This window comes from Providencia heimbachae ATCC 35613 (assembly GCF_001655055.1).
Lineage (GTDB): Bacteria > Pseudomonadota > Gammaproteobacteria > Enterobacterales > Enterobacteriaceae > Providencia > Providencia heimbachae.
Genome location: NZ_LXEW01000010.1, coordinates 1 through 21817 on the forward strand (window position 1 = coordinate 1; position 21817 = coordinate 21817).

Consider the following 21817-nt stretch of genomic DNA (forward strand, 5'->3'; position numbering starts at 1 on the left):
CGGTTTTAAGAGTATTTTCAATTATTAGTTTTAATTTAAATTAATTGTAATAGCATCTATATAGATTAATATTAAGAATATCCAGCATTAGAGTCTTATTAAATTAATAAATACGTTATATCGTCGATTTAAAAAACAGATAATTAAAAAATTGAGGGGGTAATAGTTAATCAATCATTTAGATAAAGGCACAAAATAAATGCGTACTTTATGCCTTTAAATAATCATGCTTGTTTAAGCAGTTTTGAAATGGGTTCAGCAAGTAACTTTCCACGCCAACCATCAAGAAGTTCTGGTTGAGTAGACATCTCTTTGATGCCCCAATGGACGGATAGTAGCTGATTTATTTGGCGTCTTGAGGCCAATAATTCCGCATTGAACTTTTCGTTTTCTGCGATATTTTTAACAACCTCTTTAATTTCTTTAAAGATGCTTTTGTATTGGCTTTGCTCGGTAATATTCGCAACAGGATCAGGATATTGGCTTTCATCCAGTCGCTTAGCTTCTTCGACAATACTTAATAAGCGCTTTCCATGGCAACGGATCTCTTGACCCGATAAGCCTAACCCATCGAGTTCACCTAGAGAACTCGGTAGAAAACGAGCCACTTTCCACAAATGTTCTTCTTTAACCACAAAGTTAATCGCCATATCACGTGCTTTTGCTTGATCTAAACGCCATGCCGCTAGTAATTGTAAGCATGCAAGCTGTTCATCACGTAATTGCCAAGCATTATGAATATTCAAATACGCTTTTTCAGGTTTTAGCGTTTTTTGGCGACGCGCGACAACACGTTTGCACTCATCTTTCGCATCATCTAAATAACCAGCATCAGTCACCTTCTGCATTAAAATTTTAGCTAAAGGTAATAAATACAACACATCCGCAGTGGCATAATCGCATTGTTTTTCACTTAATGGGCGCGCTAGCCAATCGGTACGCGATTCACTTTTATCAAGTTCTACGTCAAGGTGTTCCGCAACTAACGATGCAAAACCACAAGAAATTGGATAACCCAAGAAAGCCGCTACAATTTGAGTGTCTATCATTGGCTCTGGTACGCATTCAAAATCATGCAAGAAAACTTCCAGATCTTCGCTGCCCGCATGCAAAAATTTGATTTGCGCTTTATTGGTTAATAATGCTTTAAAAGGGCTAAAATCCGTTATTGATAATGGGTCAATCAAGGAAACGTGTTTCCCATCATACAGTTGTAACAAACCCAATTGGGGATAAAATGTTCTAGTACGAACAAACTCAGTATCTAATGCCACCCAAGGTGCTTCACTAGCTTGTTGGCAGATTTCTGCGAGTTCGCTATCAGTAGTGACTAAACGATAATTCAAAACAAATTTCTCTTCTTTATATTTTCCATTAAAACACGATGGGATCATGGTTGTAGATCGCAACGGTTTACAGATTAAAGTAACGCCGGTAGAGACCGGCGTTATGTACTTAATATTAACTAAAAATCACGATTAAGCTGATGATTTTTCTCTTTGTAATTTTTCTTCTTCACGTAGCTCTTTACGTAAAATTTTACCTACATTTGATTTTGGTAATTCATCACGAAATTCAAATAATTTAGGTACTTTATACGCGGTTAATGAACGACGGCAAAATGTTTTTAGATCGTCAGAGGCTAAATTGGCATTTTTAGTCACAATAAATACTTTAACCGCTTCACCCGTGCTTTCACTTGGCACGCCAATAGCCGCGCATTCAATAACATCGGGATGTGCCGAAACGACCTCTTCAATTTCATTAGGGTAAACGTTAAAACCGGAAACGATGATCATATCTTTTTTACGATCAACGATACGGATATACCCTTCGCCGTCAATTTCCGCAATATCACCCGTCGCTAACCAACCATCGACTATTGCTTCTGCTGTAGAGTCTGGTCGGTTCCAATAACCTTTCATAACTTGAGGGCCTTTAACCCACATTTCGCCGGGCTGCCCTAATTCAACCTCTTTGCCCTCATCATCAAGAAACTTCACGTCTGTTGATGGCACGGGTAAACCAATACTACCACTATACTCGGTTAGATTATATGGATTTCCGGTGACCAATGGTGCACATTCCGTCAGCCCATACCCTTCAAGTAAGTGCTTTCCGGTTAGCTCTTGCCATTTTTGTGCAACTGCTTTTTGCACAGGCATTCCCCCACCCACCGATAATCTTAGTTTGGCGAAATTGAGCTTACGAAACTCTTCATTGTGAAGCCATGCATTAAATAATGTATTGACGCCAGTTATGGATGTAAATGGAAAACGCGATAGCTGCTTCACCGTGTCAGGAACATCCCGTGGATTTGTTATCAAAAGGTTAACGCCACCGACATTAATAAACAATAAGCAGTTAACTGTCAGCGCAAAAACATGATATAGCGGCAATGCAGTAACAACATATTCGGCACCAAACTTCAATACTGGACCATATGCAGCTCTTGCTTGCTCAAGGTTTGCTAGCATGTTTCGATGAGTCAGCATCGCCCCTTTCGCCACCCCAGTCGTGCCCCCTGTATACTGTAGGAAGGCTAAGTCACTTCCCGTAATATTGGGTTTAATGTATTGCATGCGATACCCATAATGCATAGCACGGCGAAATGAAATGGCATCCGGTAAGTTATATTTAGGGACTAAGCGCTTCACGTACTTAACCACAAAATCAACAATTGTCGCTTTAGGGCGTGAGAGTTGATCCCCCATTCGCGTTAAAATAACGTGTTTAACCTTGGTGTTATAAACAATTTTTTCAAGCGTATGAGCAAAATTCGATACAATGACGATCGCGGTTGCTTCGCTGTCATTGAGTTGATGTTCGAGCTCTCTTGGCGTGTAAAGCGGGTTCACATTCACAACCACCATTCCTGCACGCAATACACCAAAGAGAGCAATAGGATATTGCAATAAGTTTGGCATCATCAAGGCTACACGGTCGCCTTTCTTAAGGCCTAATCCATTTTGTAGGTACGCTGCAAAAGCACGGCTTCTTTCTTCTAATTTGCGGTATGTCATCACCGCACCCATATTAATGAACGCGGGTTGATCCGCATATAAAGAAACCGCATTTTCCAATAATTCAGCTAATGAAGCGAAGCGATCAGGATTGATTTCTTCCGGCACATCAGCTGGATAATTTTTTAGCCAGATTTTTTCCAAAATGTAACTCCTGAATTTAGTGAAAATATTATACTCAACCTATCTTTTAACAAATTATTAACTCAGCGTACCAGTTTGAAAAATAGACTGTGTCAAGGTTGAGAGGTCTATCACTAAATAAATTTCATTCCTTCGAGACAAAACAAGACGAACCCTATCGCCTTGTTTATCTTAAGTGTGGTTAGCCAGAGGTTAATCTGAACAATATTGGCTAATTATACACTTATCTATATGGATTTTGGAGGATTTCAGCAGCAATTACGGGTTAGGCTCAAAGGAAGCCGATGTCTATCACTATAAACATAAAAACATATCTAAATATTCATCATTATTTAAACTTTTAATTACCATATAATAACTGTGGTAATCAATATTTCATTTTTGATATAACAAAATGCTAACTAGCGCAGGTTTGGCGCGATAAAGTGGTAACGGTTATCGTTCTTACTTTCAATTTTGAAACAAACGGGTACCACTCATTCCCCATTGATGTTAGTCAATATAAACGACCGCTTCTCTTTCTATGATCCCCCCTAATCAAGCGAGTTAAATGAGAAAATTATGTCTACCAATACAATAAATGAAGCATTGCATGACAATGAAGGGCTGCCACTTAGCCGCCGACATTTTGTGCAAGCTAGTGTGGCACTGGTCAGTTTGCCGTTTATTTCGAGCAATGCTCAATCACAAACCACCCAAATTCCAATCACCAATGTGTTAGATGATGGCTCCCAAGTAGTTACCACTTGCAGCACATTCGACTGTGGTGGGAAATGCGATATTCGAGCTCATGTCAAAGATGGGGTCGTTACGCGGATTACAACACGACCAGATAATGAACTCGATGAAGCAATGCCCATTATGCGTGCTTGTGTACGTGGCCGTGGCTACCGTAAATTTGTTTATGATGCGGAACGATTAAAATACCCAATGAAGCGTATTGGAAAGCGTGGAGAAGGCAAATTTGAGCGCATTACTTGGGATGAAGCCACCACGCTGATTGCTGATAATATTACACGTTTAACCGAAAAACATGGAGCCGCAAGTCGTTTCCTAACAGTGAATACTGCGGTAACTGGCGGGATATTTTCCGGCGATACCATGATGAAAAAGCTGTTCAATCTGACCGGTGGCTACCTGCCTTACTACCATTCGGTCAGCTTAGGGAATACCGTTAAAGTGACCCCCTATACTTACGGTATTGCAAAAACCGGCAGTTCTCTTGATACCCTTGAAAACACGCCGTTAGTGATCCTTTGGGGGCATAATCCCAATGAAACTGTGTTTGGCCACACTAATCATTATTTTCAAAAAATGAAGAATAATGGCACAAAATTTATTGTTGTTGACCCACGCTATTCAGATACTGCGCAATCTTTAGCTGATCAATGGGTGCCTTTATTGCCAACCACTGACAATGCTTTATTAGATTCGATGATGTATGTCATTGTTAGTGAAAACCTTCATGATAAACCCTTTATTGATAAGTATGTGGTGGGTTTTGATGAACAACATATGCCGGAAGGTGTACCTGAAAATGAGTCCTTAGTCGCTTATTTAATGGGAAAAAAAGACGGTATTGCAAAAACCCCGGAATGGGCAGAAAAAATAACCAAAGTTCCTGCAAACACGATCCGTCAATTAGCACGTGAATATGCAATGACCAAACCCGCAGCATTGATCCAAGGTTGGGGGCCTCAACGACATATTTGTGGTGAACGTAGCGCTCGCGGTACAACTTTACTCGCTGCAATTACGGGTAATGTTGGTAAACGTGGAGCTTGGGCAGCAGGCTATGGTGGCATTGGCAATCGTCAATCCATGTATGGCCCTGATATTGGTGAAAATCCGATAAAAGCACAAATATCGATTATGAATTGGATGCAAGCCGCTGAAGATGCAAGCCAAGTTCGCCCAGAAGATGGCCTACTTGGTGTCGAACAACTCGATAGTAATATCAAGATGATCTTTTCATTAGCCGGAAATTATCTGGTTAATCAAAATCCTGACGTTAACGCAGCGGCAAAATTACTTGCCGATGAGTCTAAAGTCGAGTTTATTGTTTCCAGTGATTTATATCTTTCTCCTTCAGCAAAATATGCAGATTTAGTTTTACCCGAAACCAGTTTTATGGAGCGATGGAATATTGGTGACACATGGGGAACCGGCAGTTACTTTATTTTATCTGAAAAAGTGATTGAACCTGATTTTGAACGTCGTTCCGACTACGATTGGATAACCGATGTCGCAGAAAAAATGGGCGTTAGAGATGCTTTCACTGAAGGCCGTTCAGAAAAACAATGGATTGAATATCTTGTTGGCATGAATAAGGCAAGATTCCCAGATAGAGCTGACTTCCCAACCTTTGATCAATTACAAAAAACACGACGTTATTTATTCAAAGATACCGATTTTATTGCTTTTGAAGAAAATATTCGTGATTTTGAAAATAACCCGTTCCCAACGCCATCAGGAAAAATTGAAATTTTCTCAAAACGCTTGTATGACATGAATAACCCTGACATTCCTGCGCTATCACACTATGTTGCGGCTATTGAAGGGCCAGAAGACCAACTCACAGCGACCTATCCGTTGCAAATGTTGACATGGAAAGGCAAAAATCGTGCTAACTCCACGCAATATTCCAATCCGGTTTTACAGGAAGTACAGCAGCAAGAACTGTGGATCAATCCCATTGATGCACAGCAACGAAAAATAAAAACAGGCGATATGGTTCGAATTCATAACGATAGAGGTATTTCGCAAATTCCAGCATTAGTCACTAAACGCATTATTCCTGGTGTGGTTGGTATGCAATCGGGTGCGTGGTGGAACCCTGATAAAGAGGGTGTTGACCATGGAGGTTGCCCAAATGTACTCACTTCAACACGCATGACACCTCTTGCTCATGGTAATTCACATCTAACTGTTTTAGTTGAGGTAACCAAAGCATGAGTGACTTTAAAGAATATGCCGCTGTGAGTGATGAACAACTAGGCTTTTTTATCGATTCATCCCGCTGTTCGGGTTGTAAAGCCTGCCAAGTTGCTTGTAAAGATAAAAATAATCTCGAAGTGGGTCGACGCTTTCGTCGTATTTATGAAGTTCAAGGAGGTGGTTTCGCTCCTAATGGCCAAGGTGGATATGAAAATAATGTTTTTTCATACACATTGACGATTTCATGTAACCACTGCGATGATCCTATTTGTGTAAAAAACTGCCCAACCACAGCAATGCATAAACGCGCCGGTGACGGTATTGTTCGTGTTGATACCAGTAAGTGTGTCGGTTGCGGTTATTGCTCTTGGTCATGCCCTTATGGCGCACCACAAATGAATGAGCAAACAGGACAAATGTCCAAATGTGATTTCTGTATTGATTTACTTACTCAAGGCCAAAACCCTATTTGTGTTGATACCTGCCCACTCAATGCCATTAAATTTGGCACAATCAAAGCGCTACGTGAAAAATATGGACATTTAAGCCAAGTACAAGGTTTACCTGACTGCTCAATTACGCGTCCAAATCTAGTCGTTAAACCCCACTTGGGTGCAATAGTGAAAGGAGATAATTGATTATGAGTGAATGGCCGTTAGTCACCTTTACCCTATTAGTACAAAGCTCTGTAGGCATCGTTATTTTAACTGCTCTTTATTTTTGTTGGGTAGAAAAAGAAATTGGCAATCAGCGTGCAAGCCAAGCAATGAAACCCATTTTACTGGTTGCAGCTATTTTAGGTTGTCTTGGCTTGTTGGCATCAACGACACATATGGGATACCCATGGAATGCGTTCCATGCCCTACGCCACTTTTCATCCTCTTGGCTAAGCCGTGAAATCGTATTTGCTGCAGTTTATCTGGGTGCTTTATGCCTTTATACTTTAATCGTATTCATCAAAGGTAAAATGAACCGCAGTATACTTGCATTAATTGGGGTGCTTGGATTAGTTGATGTGTATTGTATGGCATCGCTCTATTTTAATACGTCGATGATGACATGGATGCATGCAAATACTTATTTTATGTTTTTTGGTGCAGTTTTTGCCGCAGGTTCAGCACTAACACTGAGATTAGTCGCAGGTCGAGTTAAGAACTTAATCAGCTCTGAGCTGGCAAATAAAATGGTGGTCAGTACATTAGCGATTGTGTTCATTGCGATAGCAGTGCGCATGGCAATACAACCATTTTATCTTGAGTGGCTATCTAATACAGTCATTACAACAAATGCGATTACCTTCCCTCATTCACCAGCTGATGCTTACGCAGAAACCTTTTTATTAAGAATTTCCGCATGGTCTTGGGGAATTATCGGTATTTTGCTTTTGGGATTCAGTATTTGGAAAAAACGCCCAGCACCGTTTACTTCTGGATTGCCCTTAATCACGCTAGCGTGTGGCATCATTTTTCTTGGCGAAGTTCTAAATCGTTTCGCCTATTTTATGGTTAAATGACAAAGTAAAATAATAAAAGTCCTCAGTAGAGGACTTTTATTTAGGCGTTTATAGGTAAAAAGAAAAAACTAATTTATTTGAATAACCTAGCTTTGACGTTCTTCCCTTTAATTTTACCTTGCTGCAATTTTTTCCAAGCTTGATTTGCGACACTTCTTCGCACTGCAACATAAGCATGCATTGGATGAATAACAATTTTGCCAATATCTGCGCCATCCAACCCAACATCACCGGTTAGCGCACCTAAGATATCCCCTGGGCGCATCTTTGTTTTCTTGCCACCATCAATACAAAGCGTTGCCATCTCAGCTTCTAATGGGATAATTTTTAATCCACTAGGCACTGGCTGCCAGTTCAGCTTCATATTAAGCATTTCTTCTAAGGCATTAGCACGCTGTGCTTCTTCTGGCGCACACAGACTAATTGCTAACCCACTTTCCCCCGCACGAGCAGTACGACCAATACGGTGAACGTGAACTTCTGGATCCCATGAAAGCTCGTAGTTAATGACCATTTCTAGTGCTTTGATATCAAGCCCACGGGAAGCAACATCGGTTGCTACCAGAACTCGGCTGCTTCCATTAGCAAAGCGTACTAATGTTTGGTCACGATCGCGCTGTTCCATATCGCCGTGTAATGCCAGAACACTTTGATTACTTTCAGTTAAGGCATCAAATACGTCTTGGCAATCTTTTTTGGTATTACAAAATACAACACAAGATGCTGGCTGTTCACGGCTCAGCAATTTTTGTAATAAATCAATTTTACCATGACGGGAAATTTCATAAAATTGTTGCTCTACCGCAGGCAACTCATCAACTGAATTGATTTCAATCGCCAGTGGTTCCTGCTGGATGCGTTTGCTAATTGACGCAATTGCCTCCGGCCAAGTCGCCGAAAATAAAAGGGTTTGACGCTGTTTCGGCGCGCAAGCAATAACATCCTCTATGGCCTCAAGAAACCCCATATCAAGCATGCGATCTGCTTCATCTAGTACAAATGTTTGCAGCGCATCAAGGCTGACCGTTTCTTTTTTTAAGTGATCAAGCAAACGACCCGGTGTCGCCACAATAATATGTGCCGCATGAACAAGAGAGTCACGCTGGATGCTAAATGGCACACCGCCACAAAGGGTTAATATTTTAATATTTGGAATATAACGAGCAAGACGGCGTAATTCACTCGCCACCTGATCAGCAAGTTCTCGGGTTGGACATAAAACAAGTGATTGCGTATTGAATTGTTTAGCATCAATACGTTGCAATAAACCGAGGCCAAATGCGGCGGTTTTACCGCTGCCTGTTTTTGCTTGAGCGCGAACGTCTTTCCCTGCGAGGATCGCTGGTAACGCCGCCGCCTGAATAGGCGTCATGGTTAAGTAACCAAGCTCATTAAGATTAGAAAGTTGTTCCGCAGGAAGTGCGTTCAGTTCAGCAAATGAGGTCACAATAAAAATTCCGAATAAAATAAAAGATCTATGGCTGCCAATGATACTATCACTTCCATGCCATGTCGTGAGGAACTTTCATTTCAGTATCAATTGTGTTCCCAATAAAAATGATGAGATATCAAAAAAAGAGCCCCACGCTAAAAACGAGGGGCTCTTCAAGAAAATAAAATTAAAATCGGTTATTCAGTTAGGTAAGTTTGAACAGGTGCTGGGCCACCCGGGTACCCATATCCCCAGCCCCAAGGATGGTTATAATAGTACGGGTCGCCGTAGTATCCGTATCCCCAAGGCCCCGCAGGAGGCAATAGGACACTTTGCGCAATATTCCAGCGTTGGTATCCCGTCACATCAACAGTGACATATTTATAAGGAACTTGCCCTACTTTACCTTGCTGCTCACCAGTGATCTTACCGACTACCGTAACATAGCGATTAGTAAAATCATTAGGTTCTAAGAAGCCATTCAAATAGGCGTAAATGCGCCCTATTGATGCTGAATTTAATTCAGGTGAAGCATCGTATTTATTGAGCGTCATGACTGAAATCTCCAGTCGTGTTTTTGTCGGCTCATTATAAACGGATAACACTTTCCCACCAAAACGCGCTTCCTGACCAATATACATTTCAGGCGCATTTTGAACTGAGGTTAAATTATCTGTAGGGTTCTTTACCGTGCCCTGAATTGATGCAGGTATCGATACACAACCCGTTAGTGCTAATGCGCCTACAACTAAAATGCCTTTAAGCGCAGAGCGGTAGTTTAATTGAATTTTCATTTACCACCTCCGATTAGCCATATTATAATTAGTTAATTAAAATAATAACACGAAATTAAAAAACCATAACATTATATGTTAAATAAACTCTCTATTAATTAAATCAAGTTATAAAGTAATAAATAGATTAATTGTTTAGTATGTTACAATTAACTTCTTTGAATGAATATCGTAAAGTGTACTTTATTATCATAATCATCTGAACTAAAAATATGCAGACGTGGTTTTAACTGAATTTTATTTATAAACAATTGATTTATATGTAAAATATAAAATCAAATACATCAAAAAACAATTAATAAACTTTATGGATTAAAAGATAAATGAATTCTGCTGGTATAAATATTTTTATTTTGGCAGAGTCGCTATTGATTAAAACAACAACCCTGCCCAGCATTGAACGTAAAAGACTACTCGCGACCCGGAAGCTTTTTCCACGTCACTTCATTGCGCAAATATGTCGGTTCCACCTCTTCAACAGCGATGACTTTACCTGCTTGCCAAAGTTGTAACGCAATAGGTAGCATGTCTTGTGCATCGGGTAATGTAACCTGACTATCTGTAATGAATGATTGTTCAGCTAATAATTGAGGATATGCTTCCCAACCCGTACCTGCACAACCCCATTGACCCCTTAAGCTTGAAAATTTCGCTTTAAAATCATCGGGAATAAGGACGGCTTCGGTTTCTTCTCCCAACCAAAAACCCTGTTCATTACGTTGATATTGTGCACAATAAATTTCTGACATGCGTGCATCAATAGCGACGAGTACGTTAGCTTGTCCGACTATACGAAATGCGCCTTGTGCCAAAGCCATCAGTGACGAAACACCTATCATTGGCAAGTTTGCACCTAACGCTAACCCTTGGGAAATCCCCACACCAATCCGAACACCGGTAAAACTGCCCGGCCCTCGACCAAATGCAAGGGCATCTAATTGATTTAATTTCATTCCGGCTTCTGCCAGTACCTCTTCAACCATCGGCAATACTTTTTGAGTATGCTCCCGAGGCGAAATGGCAAAACGCGAAATAATTTCACCATCACACAAAAGTGCGACTGAACATGCTTCTGTTGCTGTATCAACAGCAAGAATACGACTCGACATGCCTTAACTCCGGCAAATTAAAATTAATGATTTTTTGTTACCGCATCTAATGCAGTGACCTGAAAAATGACGGTTATAGTATCATAGACTCATCGTGTAATTGCAGAAAAACTAAAGTACTGAGACTTAGCTTTCCTCACTCGCCGCTGCTGATCTTTTTGCTTCAAGGAATTCGATTGCTTTTGTTAAACTCCTCGTTCGAGGAGAGGGTGGCAAACTAGTCAAAAACACTTCACCATAAGGCCGCGTTACCAGTCGATTGTCACAAATGACAATAACACCATAATCACTGGTATCACGAATTAACCGCCCAACCCCTTGTTTTAATGTGATCACCGCATCGGGTAATTGCACATCAACAAACGGGTCTCCACCTCGTAGTTCACAATCTTCAATTCTTGCTCGTAATAATGGATCATCGGGTGCAGTAAAGGGGAGTTTATCTATAATCACACAGCTCAAGCGATCTCCCCTAACATCAACCCCTTCCCAAAAACTGCTTGTGGCTACTAACACCGCATTTCCCGCAGAAATAAACTGTGCAAGAAGTTTATTTTTGCTCATCTCCCCCTGCATTAATACCGGAAGCGTTAATGTCGCTTTAAATTCTTCCGCTAATTCACGCATCATCAGATGAGACGTACATAAAAAGAAGCAACGACCCCGATTTTTTTCAATCAATGGTCTCAGCATGGCAGCCAATTTCTGAGCACTACCTCGTTGGTTGGGTTCCGGAGCGAATCGTGGCACACACAACAGTGTTTGGCTTTCATAATCAAACGGGCTGGCGAGTAACAATGTTTTGGCTGATACCAAACCAAGCCTATCCGTAAAGTGGCTCAATTTTTCGTTTACCGACAGTGTGGCAGAGGTGAATATCCAGCTCGCTGGCGTATTCGCGATCATTTCACTGAATTTATCTGCGACTGTTAATGGGGTCAGTGCTAATAAAAAATGACGCCCATAACTTTCAAACCAATAGCTATAACCGGGGAGAGTGACATCCTTCAATCGATTAAGTCGGTTGCGATAAATCGTCACCCGTTCAAAAATAGAATCTAATGATTGCGAGCGCCCAAGCGAGGTTTTGATCACTTCATAGCAAAGCTCTAGTGCATCATCCAATAGGGTCAAAGCACGCTGGACGACGGGAAGTTTGAATAGATCACGCAGATTACCGCGAAAACTGTTTTCACCTAAGTTGATCCTAAAATCAAGGGTACTCTGCGTTAGCCTATCGGCACTTTTTTGTAATTGAACTTGGTCTTTTAATTCAGTCCGATAGGTAATTATCATATCACGAGCGAGATCAAGTAGTTGCCTGCTACTCAGTTGCTGCCCAAAGTATTGGCTCGCAATATCCGGTATTTGATGAGCTTCATCGAAAATCATGACATCAGCTTGTGGGATCAATTCACCAAATCCGGTATCTTTAACCACTCTGTCCGCCATAAATAAATGGTGATTAACCACCACGATATCTGCTTCTAATGCTTTTCGACGCGCCTTTAAAACGAAACATTCTTTATATCTAGGGCAATCACTGCCCAAGCAATTGTCATTGGTACTGGTTACCATGGGCCATACTGTGCTGTCTTCTGCAATATCATGGCAAGTACTAATGTCCCCAAGCTCAGACTCCATCGACCAACTTCGTAATCGTACCACTGCGGAGAGAATTTCAGGTTCGAGACTTCCCCCGCCAAGAGATTGTTGATCGAGCCGTTCAAGACACAGGTAATTTGAACGCCCTTTCAATAAAGCCGTGCGCCCAGTGTAATTCATTGCCTCTATAATGGTAGGAAGGTCACGATGATATAGTTGATCTTGCAGCGCTTTCGACCCCGTCGAGACAATGATTTTTTTCCCCGAACGCAATGCTGGAACAAGGTAAGCATAGGTTTTACCCGTACCTGTTCCTGCTTCAGCTACCAATACGTTTTGCTCATCGATTGACTCAGTGACGGCATTGGACATGGTAACCTGCGCAGCACGAGGTTGGAAACCGGGAATTGTTCTAGCCAGAAAGCCATCAGATGAAAAATCGTCGTGCACCACAGAACCTGTTAATTTAACAATAAAGAAGTCGCTCACTTTACCATGAGTTCGCTATAGCTGCTGCGCTAATTACGCTTCATTTCGAGAAGCTATATTCATCAACTCGACAAACTGATATTCTTACTCTGCATTAATTATAAGGAATAATCATGACTATTAAACGTATTGACCCTGATAACCGTTGGTCTGAAGCCGTTATTCACAACGATGTTATTTACTACACCAGCGTCCCAGAAAATTTAGATGCCGATATTATCGCACAAACGACAAATACTTTAGCTGCCATTGATATCATGCTAGAACGTGTTGGTTCTGATAAGAGTAAAATCTTAGATGCCACTATTTTTCTTGCTGATAAAGCGGATTTTGCGGGTATGAACCAAGCATGGGATGCATGGGTTGTCGCAGGAAGTGCACCCGTGCGCTGTACGGTCGAAGCCACATTGATGAAGCCCGAATATAAAGTTGAAATCAAAATCGTTGCAGCAGTTAAATAGCTTTATAATCAAACTGTCATTCAAATTTTAGCACTTAACTTCCAGCCCTTACATTCTAGCCCTAAATAGTTCAAGTTATGGCTAGGCGGCAAGCAAATGAGACCCTAGAAACATACACAAGTATGTGACTAGGGCGAATGAGCGCAGCCAACAACGCCATAACTTGAAATATAACGGGCTTATAGCTAGGCGGCAAGCAAATGAGACCCTAGGAACATACACAAGTATGTGACTAGGGCGAATGAGTGCAGCCAACAACGCCATAACTTGAAATATAACGGGCTAATATGACGGATTAAGACATCTTAATAAGTACCATCCCCGCTAACAGCAGAACAATGCCTCCCCAACCTTTATAATTGAGACGTTGGTTGAATAAAATCCAACCTGCGGCGACTGTTGCGATGATACCGAAGGCTCCCCATAATGCATAAGCAATTGATAATTCGATGCCTTTTACAGCTTGTGCCAATGCACTAAATGCACCTAACACTGCGACTAACGAGAGGATACCTAACCAATAGCGTTTGAATCCATTCGACATTTTTAAAAAAATGTTCGCTAAAATTTCTAATACAACCGCTAAAACTAAAAACGCAGCGTGCCACCATTCAAATTGACTGGTCATGATTACGCCTCCGATTTAGCTTCACTACGTGCTAAAGCGCCTGATTTTGCAACGTTGACTGCATGCTCTGCGACTTGTTTTACTTTTTGAGCAGACTGACGAACTGTCGCTTTTTTGGTACCTGATTTAATCAGACCAATACCGGTGATTAATAGCACTAATCCACCGATTTTCATCGGTGATAACGACTCACCGAACCACATCACGCTAAAAGTGGTGATAAATAAAATACCAATTCCTTCCCACAAAGCATAAGCAACGCCAAGTGCAACTTTTTTTACAGCAATCGCTAATAGTACATAGGATGTTGCAATCATCACATACATCACTGCCATACCGGTGAAATCACCGCTGACACTGGCATGCTTCATTGATAATGTACCAATAACCTCGGTAACAATAGCTAATGCTAAAAATATCCAATAAATCATTATATAGTTCCTCAAAGCACAACTGTACATTAGGCTGTTTTTTATACAGACAAAACTGACAATTAAGTGAGTTTGCTAACCGCACAGTTGTTAATATATTCAATTGATAACAACGGGTTGCTGATTTTATTCAGCGGAATGAATATCAGAGAGAGACGCTATAATGCACCGCACCAGTAGTGTTCACTGGACAGGATAGCTGAAAGGAAAAGCTTGTGTGTCGTTCTTTTTTGGGACTTGCTGATCTTGCCGCTAGTTGAGCTAAGCATGATATCTTATTCATTTCATCAGATGGACATCCACCCAATTTACTCCGAACCCTCATGTGAATTATTGATTACACGTTACTTTTATCATGCATTTTTCATTAAGTCAATGAATACAAACATCTTTTATATTGAACGGAATATTGCATAATTATTCATTAATATGCTAACTAACCCTTTAGCATTCAGGTATGCCTCGAATAACCAACCAGTATAGATACATTTTTTCCTCGAATAATTGTGCGAAAAAAAATATATTTCCCCTTTTTTATTCTTTAAAAGCCGACGAGATCGCGAATCTATTGATTAACATTGACAACCTTCGCCAACAAGATTCTTATAGTGTAATACCTCTGTAACGCCTGTAAGTAAGAGAGATCAATGGATACATTTAACCTTACCTCTAACAGTTTTCAAAATGCTGCCGATGCCACTCCCCTTCTCTATGATGTTGTGTCAATTCAATCACAAGTGGTCTATGGCAGCGTGGGCAATAGTATTGCCGTTCCCGCTTTAACAAAACAAGGTTTGCGTGTCGCCGCCGTTCCCACCGTTGTATTAAGTAATACCCCACATTATTCAACTTGTTATGGTGGCGAACTCCCAGGCGAATGGTTTCGTGGTTACTTAAAAGGTTTTGTGGAACGCGGCAGTTTAAATTCGGTTAAAGCCATTTTAACGGGTTATTTAGGATCGAAAGAAAAAGCGCAAGATTTAGCTAATTGGCTCTCTTCTGTGCGCCAATTACACCCAAACATTCCTGTCATTGTTGACCCTGTCATGGGGGATGAAGATAGCGGGTTTTATATTCCACCTGAGATTGCGGCGGTTTATCGTGATGAAGTTTTACCGTTAGCGACGGGTATTATCCCTAATCGGTTTGAATTAACCACATTAAGCGGTCAGGAAATTGAGAACTTAGAGGATGCGGTAAACGCGGCGCGATCATTGTTAAAAGGCAATACTCAGTGGGTCATTATTACCAGTGCATTTCAGCCTGATGATGACAGCATTGAAGTGGTTTGCGTCACTCATCATGATGTAGCTGTTATTCGCCACAAACGTTATCCCGTCACCCCAAAAGGAACTGGCGATTTATTTGGTGCAGAATTAACCGCTCAACTCCTTGCGGGTTTATCTGTGCCTGATGCAGCTAAAATGGCTTGCTTACGCATCGAGCAAGGGATTATTCATATGGCGGCAACGGGACGCAGCGAGTTAGTCATCTAAATAAAAAAATACCCCAATGTTATCATTCTACATTGGGGTATATATTGCGTTATATGCTTGTGCAATTAAATGCTAGTGCACTGCAATAAATTACTCAAACTCATTCCAAGCTCGGCCATCTCTGGCAATCATGGCAACAGAAGCAATTGGCCCCCATGTACCGGCTTGATACGGTTTTGGTGCATCGTTATCCATCGCCCATGCTTCCATAATAGAGTCGACGAATTTCCATGCTTCTTCGACTTCATCACGACGCACAAACAGTGCTTGAATACCGCGCATCGCCTCAAGTAACAAACGCTCGTAGGCATCGGCAAGATGAGTTTGATTAAACGTTTCAGAGAAACTTAAGTCGAGTTTAGTGGTTTGCAAGCGGTGCTTATGATCAAGCCCCGGTGCTTTATTCATAATCTCGATGTCAATTCCTTCATCAGGCTGCAAGCGGATGGTTAATTTATTTTGCGGCAAATCCTGATAACTTTCAGAGAAAATATTCAAAGCAGGCTTTTTAAAATAGACGACGACTTCAGAGCATTTTGCTGGCAGGCGTTTCCCTGTACGCAGGTAGAATGGAACACCTGCCCAGCGCCAGTCATCAATATCAACTCGCAAAGCAACAAAAGATTCTGTCATGCTCTGCTTGTTAGCCCCTTCTTCCTCAAGATAGCCCGGTACTTTTTTACCCTGTACAAAACCAGCTGTGTACTGGCCACGAACCGCCTTTTCACGCACGTTAGTATGATCAATGCGACGCAGTGAGCGTAGTACTTTTACCTTTTCATCACGAATACGGTCAGTGGTCAAATCCGCAGGCGGTGACATGGCAATCATGGTCAAAATTTGTAATAAGTGGTTTTGTATCATATCGCGCATTTGGCCAGCTTGGTCGAAATAGCCCCAACGCCCTTCAATCCCCACTTCTTCTGCAACCGTGATTTGTACATGATCAATCGTACGGTTGTCCCAGTTATTAATAAACAGGGAATTAGCAAAACGTAATGCTAATAGATTTAACACTGTTTCTTTACCGAGATAGTGGTCAATACGGTAAACTTGGCTTTCATCGAAGTATTTAGCCACTTCATTATTAATTTCTTGAGAAGAGGCTAAATCCGTTCCGAGCGGTTTTTCCATGACGACACGGTTTGGCTTTTTATTTAGTTTTGCATGACCAAGCCCATGACAAACTGCACCGAAAGTATTTGGCGGCATTGCAAAATAGTGAATCGCAGGATGGCAATCCTGTTTCAGCATTTCACCAAGACGAACAAAGTTTTCAGTTTCATTGACATCTAAGTTACAGAAATCCAAGCGTGCGCTTAATTTTTCCCAAAGGGTTGAGTCGAGTTGCTCTTTTAAAAATTCATTGAGTGCATTTTTAACGAATTCAACATAATCGCTCTGGCTCCACTGCGCTCGACCCACACCAATAATGCGTGTATCAGGGTGGATATAGCCTGCTTTTTCTAATTGGTATAAAGAAGGAAGCAATTTACGACGAGCAAGGTCTCCCTTGGTGCCGAAAATAATCAAGTCACAAGCTTGAGCAGCATTGTTTACCGCCATATTGGTTCTCCTCAATTTGCGGAACTTAGAGCCTATCCCATTAGGCTGAATATGATAGCTAAATTAGATATTAGTAATAGAAAGAAACCGTGCACCTTAGTGCAAAACAAGGTTTCGAGCTGTTAGTTAGTCAATATAGCGTATTAAAGTAGCCTAATGGGATAGGCTCTTATTATAATTTTGTTAAAAAGTAACCTTTTGTTCCGCTAATGTACCTTTTTGCAAGTGCTCAGTAAATGTTGATGATGCTGATCACAGTTTTTATGCTGAAAAAAACAACAGGTCATCAGTTATTTCGCCTGTTTATATTTCAAATCATTCAATTCTTATTGTTGAGTATAGACTGAATGGAGCCAGCATTTGTAATAAAACCACAAAATAGGTTATCTGCTTACCGTCATGAAAGTTAGATACGGGTCAAACTTTCATAAAAAAATAGCTATTTCCCACCGACATTTAGGTAAGTTACAACGCACACATAGTATATTTTGAATTCAGTTACTGCCCCATAACGAATAATCAATACATTAATGACAGGATATCGTGATGGCAGAAAAATTTCTCCTTTCGATGAAATAGGCACTTTCGTTATATGAATATATTAGAACAAATGAAAACCAGTCTCGATTTCTTAAGTAAATCGGAAAAAAAAGTGGCCGAAGTCATTTTAGGGATGCCACAACGCGCTATCCATCTCAGCATTGCAACATTGGCACAATTAGCGGAAGTCAGTGAGCCCACAGTCAATCGTTTCTGCCGTAAAATGGACACAAAAGGGTTTCCTGATTTTAAGCTGCGCCTAGCACAAAATTTGGCAAATGGTACGCCTTATGTGAATCGTCATGTGGAAGAAACCGATACGGTTAATACTTATACCCATAAAATTTTCGAATCTGCAATGGCAGGCTTAGATAATGTAAAACATACCCTCGATATTAGCGCCATCAACCGTGCCGTCGATTTACTCACCCAAGCACGAAAAATAAGTTTTTTTGGCTTTGGAGCCTCTGCTGCGGTGGCTCATGATGCAATGAATAAATTCTTTCGTTTTAATATTCCTGTCATTTATTTCGATGATATTGTCATGCAACGCATGAGCTGCATCAATAGTAGTGATGGGGATGTTATCGTATTGATTTCGCATACAGGCCGGACCAAAGCATTGGTGGATATGGCTCGCCTTGCTCGAGAAAATGATGCCTCCGTCATTGCCATCACTTCAGAAAACTCGCCCCTATCACAAGAAGCGAGTCTATCTATTATTATCGATGTACCTGAAGATACGGATATGTATATGCCAATGGTGTCTCGCCTAGCACAATTAGCCGTCATTGATGTGCTAACAACTGGATTTACTTTACGAAGAGGCGAAAAATTTAGAGATAACTTGAAACGCGTCAAAGAAGCATTACGCGATTCGCGGTTTGATAATACCTGACAGAAAATTTTCATCGCAAAGCCACTTTCTTTACTTATCCGGCCTTTAATACTTTTACAGACCTGATAGCATTAAGAAATTAGCAGTATATAATAGCTGTGCTCGTGTCAGCACCCCTATTTGCAGTAAACAGGTTTCGAAATGGGATGAAACGGTTTCATCCTTTTATCAACACCATTACAGGTCAATGGAGTAATACATGTCTAGACGGCTTAGAAGAACTAAAATTGTTACAACCCTAGGTCCAGCTACTGATCGCGATAATAACCTTGAGAAAATTATCAATGCTGGCGCTAACGTTGTCCGCCTTAATTTCTCCCACGGAACGCCAGAAGACCATATTGCCCGCGCTAATAAAGTGCGTGAAATTGCCGCTCGTTTAGGACGCCATGTTGCCGTTCTCGGTGATTTACAAGGTCCAAAAATTCGTGTTTCAACCTTTAAAGACGGTAAAGTTTTCCTGAATATTGGTGACAAATTCACTTTAGATGCCACATTAGGCAAAGGTGAAGGCGACCAACAAAAAGTGGGTATCGACTATAAAGGCTTACCTGCTGATGTCGTGCCAGGTGATATTTTGCTACTTGATGACGGCCGAGTTCAATTAAAAGTCCGTGAAGTGAAAGGTCTTCAAGTATTTACCGAAGTTACGGTCGGTGGTCAGCTATCGAATAATAAAGGCATTAACAAATTAGGCGGTGGTCTTTCTGCTGAAGCGTTGACCGAAAAAGATAAAGAAGACATTAAAACTGCAGCAAAAATTGGTGTTGATTACTTAGCGGTCTCTTTCCCGCGTTCAGGTGAAGATCTTGATTACGCTCGTCGCTTGGCTCGTGATGCTGGCTGTGAATGCCAAATTGTCGCAAAAGTTGAGCGTGCAGAAGCCGTTGCTAGCGACGAAGTGATGGACGAAGTGATTATGGCATCAGATGTTGTCATGGTTGCTCGTGGTGACTTAGGTGTTGAAATTGGCGATCCAGAATTAGTTGCTGTACAGAAAAAGCTTATCCGCCGCTCACGTCAGCTAAACCGTGTAGTGATCACTGCGACTCAAATGATGGAGTCGATGATCACAAACCCAATGCCAACGCGTGCTGAAGTGATGGACGTAGCAAACGCCGTACTGGATGGTACCGATGCCGTTATGCTCTCTGCCGAAACGGCTGCGGGACAATACCCCGCTGAAACCGTTGCTGCCATGGCTCAAGTTTGCTTTGGTGCAGAAAAAATGCCAGGCCTTAATGTCTCTAAGCACCGTTTAGATGCTGAATTTACAAGTCCGGAAGAAGCGATTGCGATGTCAACAATGTATGCCGCTAATCACCTAAAAGGGGTGAAAGCTATCATTGCAATGACAGAATCTGGTCGTACAGCGCGTATGATGTCACGTATTAGTTCTGGTCTACCCATCTTCGCCATGTCCCGTCATGAAAAAACCTTAAACCAATGCTCACTTTATCGTGGTGTTACCCCTGTATTTTGTAGTACACATACCGATGGTATTGCCGCTGCAAATGAAGCCGTAACGCGCTTACGCGATAATGGGTATTTAATGAGCGGCGACATCGTGCTCGTCACTCAAGGTGACTTAATGGGCACCGTAGGTAGCACGAATACCTGCCGTATTCTTGAAGTTGAATAACCTATAATCACTTTATTTACGTGATAATAAAGGGAGCCGATTATGGCTCCCTTTTCTATCTTCTCTCTAAATAGAATTACGGCAAAAATTAATGGTACTGCATATTAAATTGTAAAGTGCCATTTGCCTTGCCTGCCTTTGTCCCTGATGCGGTTTGAATATAGGCGGCTTCGAGTGGAATACTATACTGACCCGAATTATTTGATTGCACAATTGGTATTAACTGGTTCAACTTAATAGGCTGGTTGTTATATTTTACTTGAATACCATACCCACTCGCGCTATTAACATCATCAGGGTTATTTAATGCAATTGTTCCTGGCGTTTGACTCGCGTCCGCAGTGCCAACAAACGTAATTTTAATCGGTGATATTGGGTCGCAATCTAATTCAATATTAAAATTTTGTTTGCTATCAGGGCTGGTTGAACCAACCCCAGCAAAAGTAGATTTGTTTACTTTGCCAAAAGGGACATTAATGGTTTTATTTTTGACATCACAGCCACTTGATACAACATTTATAGGCCCCATCCAAACATTAGGCTCAATATTCCCGTAACTATCTGATGTGATGAACCCATTATTATATAAAATTAGCATCGCTGCTCTAGTACTAGGTAATGTCTGCGTTTTAACATTGTTTCCAATTTTATAAAATGCTGCTTTTAGTGTCACCGAATAATGAGCTGAGCTTTGATTTGAACTACAAATAAGTCGATTACTAATATTCCCATCCTTTGTGTTCACACCATCGGCATAGGCACTTGCAGAGCAAGGGGTATTCACCGAACCATATAAAGCAAAACCGACCCCTGAGCTATTAATTTCTTTTACAAACCCTCCGCCAGGGATCTTTATTTCATTACCTGACATCTGAGGCAAATAAATCCCCACTTCAGTCGTTCCGGTTACATTCCACCAAACCCATGGTGTGAATGTTCCTAAATCAGCCGTATATAAAAGCGTATTTAATGGTGCCGTTCTTGGTACATAGATAGTTGCTGGAACCGAAACCGTTTTAGTTGTAAATTCAGCTCGATATTCAGCTAAAGTCGGCTGCGAATATAAAAGTGTCGATACACAGCTAATAAAAAATATTTTGTTCATGACA

General features: G+C 41.2%; 17 protein-coding genes. 7 read left to right on the plus strand and 10 right to left on the minus strand.

Annotated features, from left to right (window positions below; all coding sequences use genetic code 11):
* Positions 1-224: 224 nt before the first annotated feature.
* The gene (gene rnd, locus M998_RS01835) at positions 225-1346 is read right to left on the minus strand and encodes a ribonuclease D (protein ID WP_068907369.1); all 1122 of its coding nucleotides are present in this window, start codon (positions 1344-1346) and stop codon (positions 225-227) included.
* A 132-nt stretch (positions 1347-1478) separates the two neighbouring features.
* On the minus strand, positions 1479-3167 hold the full coding sequence (fadD, locus tag M998_RS01840) for a long-chain-fatty-acid--CoA ligase FadD (RefSeq protein WP_068907250.1): 1689 nt from the start codon (positions 3165-3167) through the stop codon (positions 1479-1481).
* 561 nt (positions 3168-3728) lie between these two features.
* Here fadD and M998_RS01845 point away from each other — a divergent pair.
* The 3 genes from M998_RS01845 to M998_RS01855 are packed head-to-tail and all read left to right on the plus strand — an operon-like array spanning position 3729 to position 7617.
* Entirely contained in the window at positions 3729-6122 is a 2394-nt protein-coding gene (locus tag M998_RS01845) for a DMSO/selenate family reductase complex A subunit (RefSeq protein WP_068907252.1), read from the plus strand.
* Positions 6119-6742 carry a DMSO/selenate family reductase complex B subunit gene (locus M998_RS01850; protein WP_068907253.1) on the plus strand — a complete coding sequence of 208 codons (624 nt, stop codon included), beginning with the start codon at positions 6119-6121 and terminating at the stop codon, positions 6740-6742. The genes M998_RS01845 and M998_RS01850 overlap by 4 nt, the downstream gene beginning before the upstream one ends.
* A 2-nt stretch (positions 6743-6744) precedes the next feature.
* Positions 6745-7617, plus strand: a complete 873-nt coding sequence (locus M998_RS01855; protein ID WP_068907255.1) for a dimethyl sulfoxide reductase anchor subunit family protein — start codon at positions 6745-6747, stop codon at positions 7615-7617.
* Between the two features lie 73 nt (positions 7618-7690).
* On the opposite strand, the gene dbpA is transcribed toward M998_RS01855, so the two are convergent.
* From dbpA to yoaA, 4 genes are all read right to left on the minus strand, one after another.
* Positions 7691-9064, minus strand: a complete 1374-nt coding sequence (gene dbpA / locus M998_RS01860) for an ATP-dependent RNA helicase DbpA (RefSeq protein WP_068907257.1) — start codon at positions 9062-9064, stop codon at positions 7691-7693.
* Positions 9065-9246: 182 nt separating this feature from the next.
* The gene (locus M998_RS01865; RefSeq protein ID WP_068443570.1) at positions 9247-9843 is read right to left on the minus strand and encodes a Slp family lipoprotein; all 597 of its coding nucleotides are present in this window, start codon (positions 9841-9843) and stop codon (positions 9247-9249) included.
* 410 nt (positions 9844-10253) lie between these two features.
* A complete protein-coding gene (tsaB, locus tag M998_RS01870) occupies positions 10254-10952 on the minus strand; it encodes a tRNA (adenosine(37)-N6)-threonylcarbamoyltransferase complex dimerization subunit type 1 TsaB (protein ID WP_068907258.1) in 699 nt (232 codons plus the stop codon).
* Between the two features lie 126 nt (positions 10953-11078).
* A complete protein-coding gene (gene yoaA, locus M998_RS01875) occupies positions 11079-13007 on the minus strand; it encodes a DNA repair helicase YoaA (protein ID WP_068446479.1) in 1929 nt (642 codons plus the stop codon).
* 152 nt (positions 13008-13159) lie between these two features.
* On the opposite strand from yoaA, the gene M998_RS01880 reads away from it, so the two are divergent.
* On the plus strand, positions 13160-13507 hold the full coding sequence (locus tag M998_RS01880) for a RidA family protein (protein WP_068443564.1): 348 nt from the start codon (positions 13160-13162) through the stop codon (positions 13505-13507).
* 295 nt (positions 13508-13802) lie between these two features.
* Here the strand turns inward: M998_RS01880 and mdtI are convergent, their stop codons facing one another.
* Together mdtI and mdtJ are read right to left on the minus strand one after the other, a co-directional pair.
* Entirely contained in the window at positions 13803-14135 is a 333-nt protein-coding gene (mdtI, locus tag M998_RS01885) for a multidrug/spermidine efflux SMR transporter subunit MdtI (RefSeq protein WP_068443561.1), read from the minus strand.
* 2 nt (positions 14136-14137) lie between these two features.
* Positions 14138-14566, minus strand: a complete 429-nt coding sequence (gene mdtJ, locus M998_RS01890) for a multidrug/spermidine efflux SMR transporter subunit MdtJ (protein WP_068907260.1) — start codon at positions 14564-14566, stop codon at positions 14138-14140.
* Between the two features lie 647 nt (positions 14567-15213).
* On the opposite strand from mdtJ, the gene pdxK reads away from it, so the two are divergent.
* The gene (pdxK, locus tag M998_RS01895; RefSeq protein ID WP_068907261.1) at positions 15214-16062 is read left to right on the plus strand and encodes a pyridoxine/pyridoxal/pyridoxamine kinase; all 849 of its coding nucleotides are present in this window, start codon (positions 15214-15216) and stop codon (positions 16060-16062) included.
* A 90-nt stretch (positions 16063-16152) separates the two neighbouring features.
* On the opposite strand, the gene zwf is transcribed toward pdxK, so the two are convergent.
* The gene (gene zwf, locus M998_RS01900) at positions 16153-17628 is read right to left on the minus strand and encodes a glucose-6-phosphate dehydrogenase (RefSeq protein WP_068443553.1); all 1476 of its coding nucleotides are present in this window, start codon (positions 17626-17628) and stop codon (positions 16153-16155) included.
* Positions 17629-18220: 592 nt separating this feature from the next.
* Here zwf and M998_RS01905 point away from each other — a divergent pair.
* Both M998_RS01905 and pyk read left to right on the plus strand, forming a co-directional pair.
* The gene (locus tag M998_RS01905) at positions 18221-19066 is read left to right on the plus strand and encodes a MurR/RpiR family transcriptional regulator (protein WP_068443550.1); all 846 of its coding nucleotides are present in this window, start codon (positions 18221-18223) and stop codon (positions 19064-19066) included.
* A 199-nt stretch (positions 19067-19265) separates the two neighbouring features.
* Positions 19266-20708 carry a pyruvate kinase gene (gene pyk / locus M998_RS01910; protein WP_068443546.1) on the plus strand — a complete coding sequence of 481 codons (1443 nt, stop codon included), beginning with the start codon at positions 19266-19268 and terminating at the stop codon, positions 20706-20708.
* Between the two features lie 88 nt (positions 20709-20796).
* Here the strand turns inward: pyk and M998_RS01915 are convergent, their stop codons facing one another.
* Positions 20797-21813, minus strand: a complete 1017-nt coding sequence (locus M998_RS01915) for a fimbrial protein (RefSeq protein ID WP_068907263.1) — start codon at positions 21811-21813, stop codon at positions 20797-20799.
* Positions 21814-21817 lie beyond the last annotated feature (4 nt).

What these genes read in the sequence shown, in the direction of transcription:
- M998_RS01845 (WP_068907252.1), top strand. Translation starts at nt 3,729, where the DNA reads ATGTCTACCAATACAATAAATGAAGCATTGCATGACAATGAAGGGCTG.
- M998_RS01850 (WP_068907253.1), top strand. Translation starts at nt 6,119, where the DNA reads ATGAGTGACTTTAAAGAATATGCCGCTGTGAGTGATGAACAACTAGGC.
- M998_RS01855 (WP_068907255.1), top strand. Translation starts at nt 6,745, where the DNA reads ATGAGTGAATGGCCGTTAGTCACCTTTACCCTATTAGTACAAAGCTCT.
- M998_RS01865 (WP_068443570.1), bottom strand. Translation starts at nt 9,843, where the DNA reads ATGAAAATTCAATTAAACTACCGCTCTGCGCTTAAAGGCATTTTAGTT.
- tsaB (WP_068907258.1), bottom strand. Translation starts at nt 10,952, where the DNA reads ATGTCGAGTCGTATTCTTGCTGTTGATACAGCAACAGAAGCATGTTCA.
- M998_RS01880 (WP_068443564.1), top strand. Translation starts at nt 13,160, where the DNA reads ATGACTATTAAACGTATTGACCCTGATAACCGTTGGTCTGAAGCCGTT.
- mdtI (WP_068443561.1), bottom strand. Translation starts at nt 14,135, where the DNA reads ATGACCAGTCAATTTGAATGGTGGCACGCTGCGTTTTTAGTTTTAGCG.
- mdtJ (WP_068907260.1), bottom strand. Translation starts at nt 14,566, where the DNA reads ATGATTTATTGGATATTTTTAGCATTAGCTATTGTTACCGAGGTTATT.
- pdxK (WP_068907261.1), top strand. Translation starts at nt 15,214, where the DNA reads ATGGATACATTTAACCTTACCTCTAACAGTTTTCAAAATGCTGCCGAT.
- zwf (WP_068443553.1), bottom strand. Translation starts at nt 17,628, where the DNA reads ATGGCGGTAAACAATGCTGCTCAAGCTTGTGACTTGATTATTTTCGGC.
- M998_RS01905 (WP_068443550.1), top strand. Translation starts at nt 18,221, where the DNA reads ATGAATATATTAGAACAAATGAAAACCAGTCTCGATTTCTTAAGTAAA.
- pyk (WP_068443546.1), top strand. Translation starts at nt 19,266, where the DNA reads ATGTCTAGACGGCTTAGAAGAACTAAAATTGTTACAACCCTAGGTCCA.
- M998_RS01915 (WP_068907263.1), bottom strand. Translation starts at nt 21,813, where the DNA reads ATGAACAAAATATTTTTTATTAGCTGTGTATCGACACTTTTATATTCG.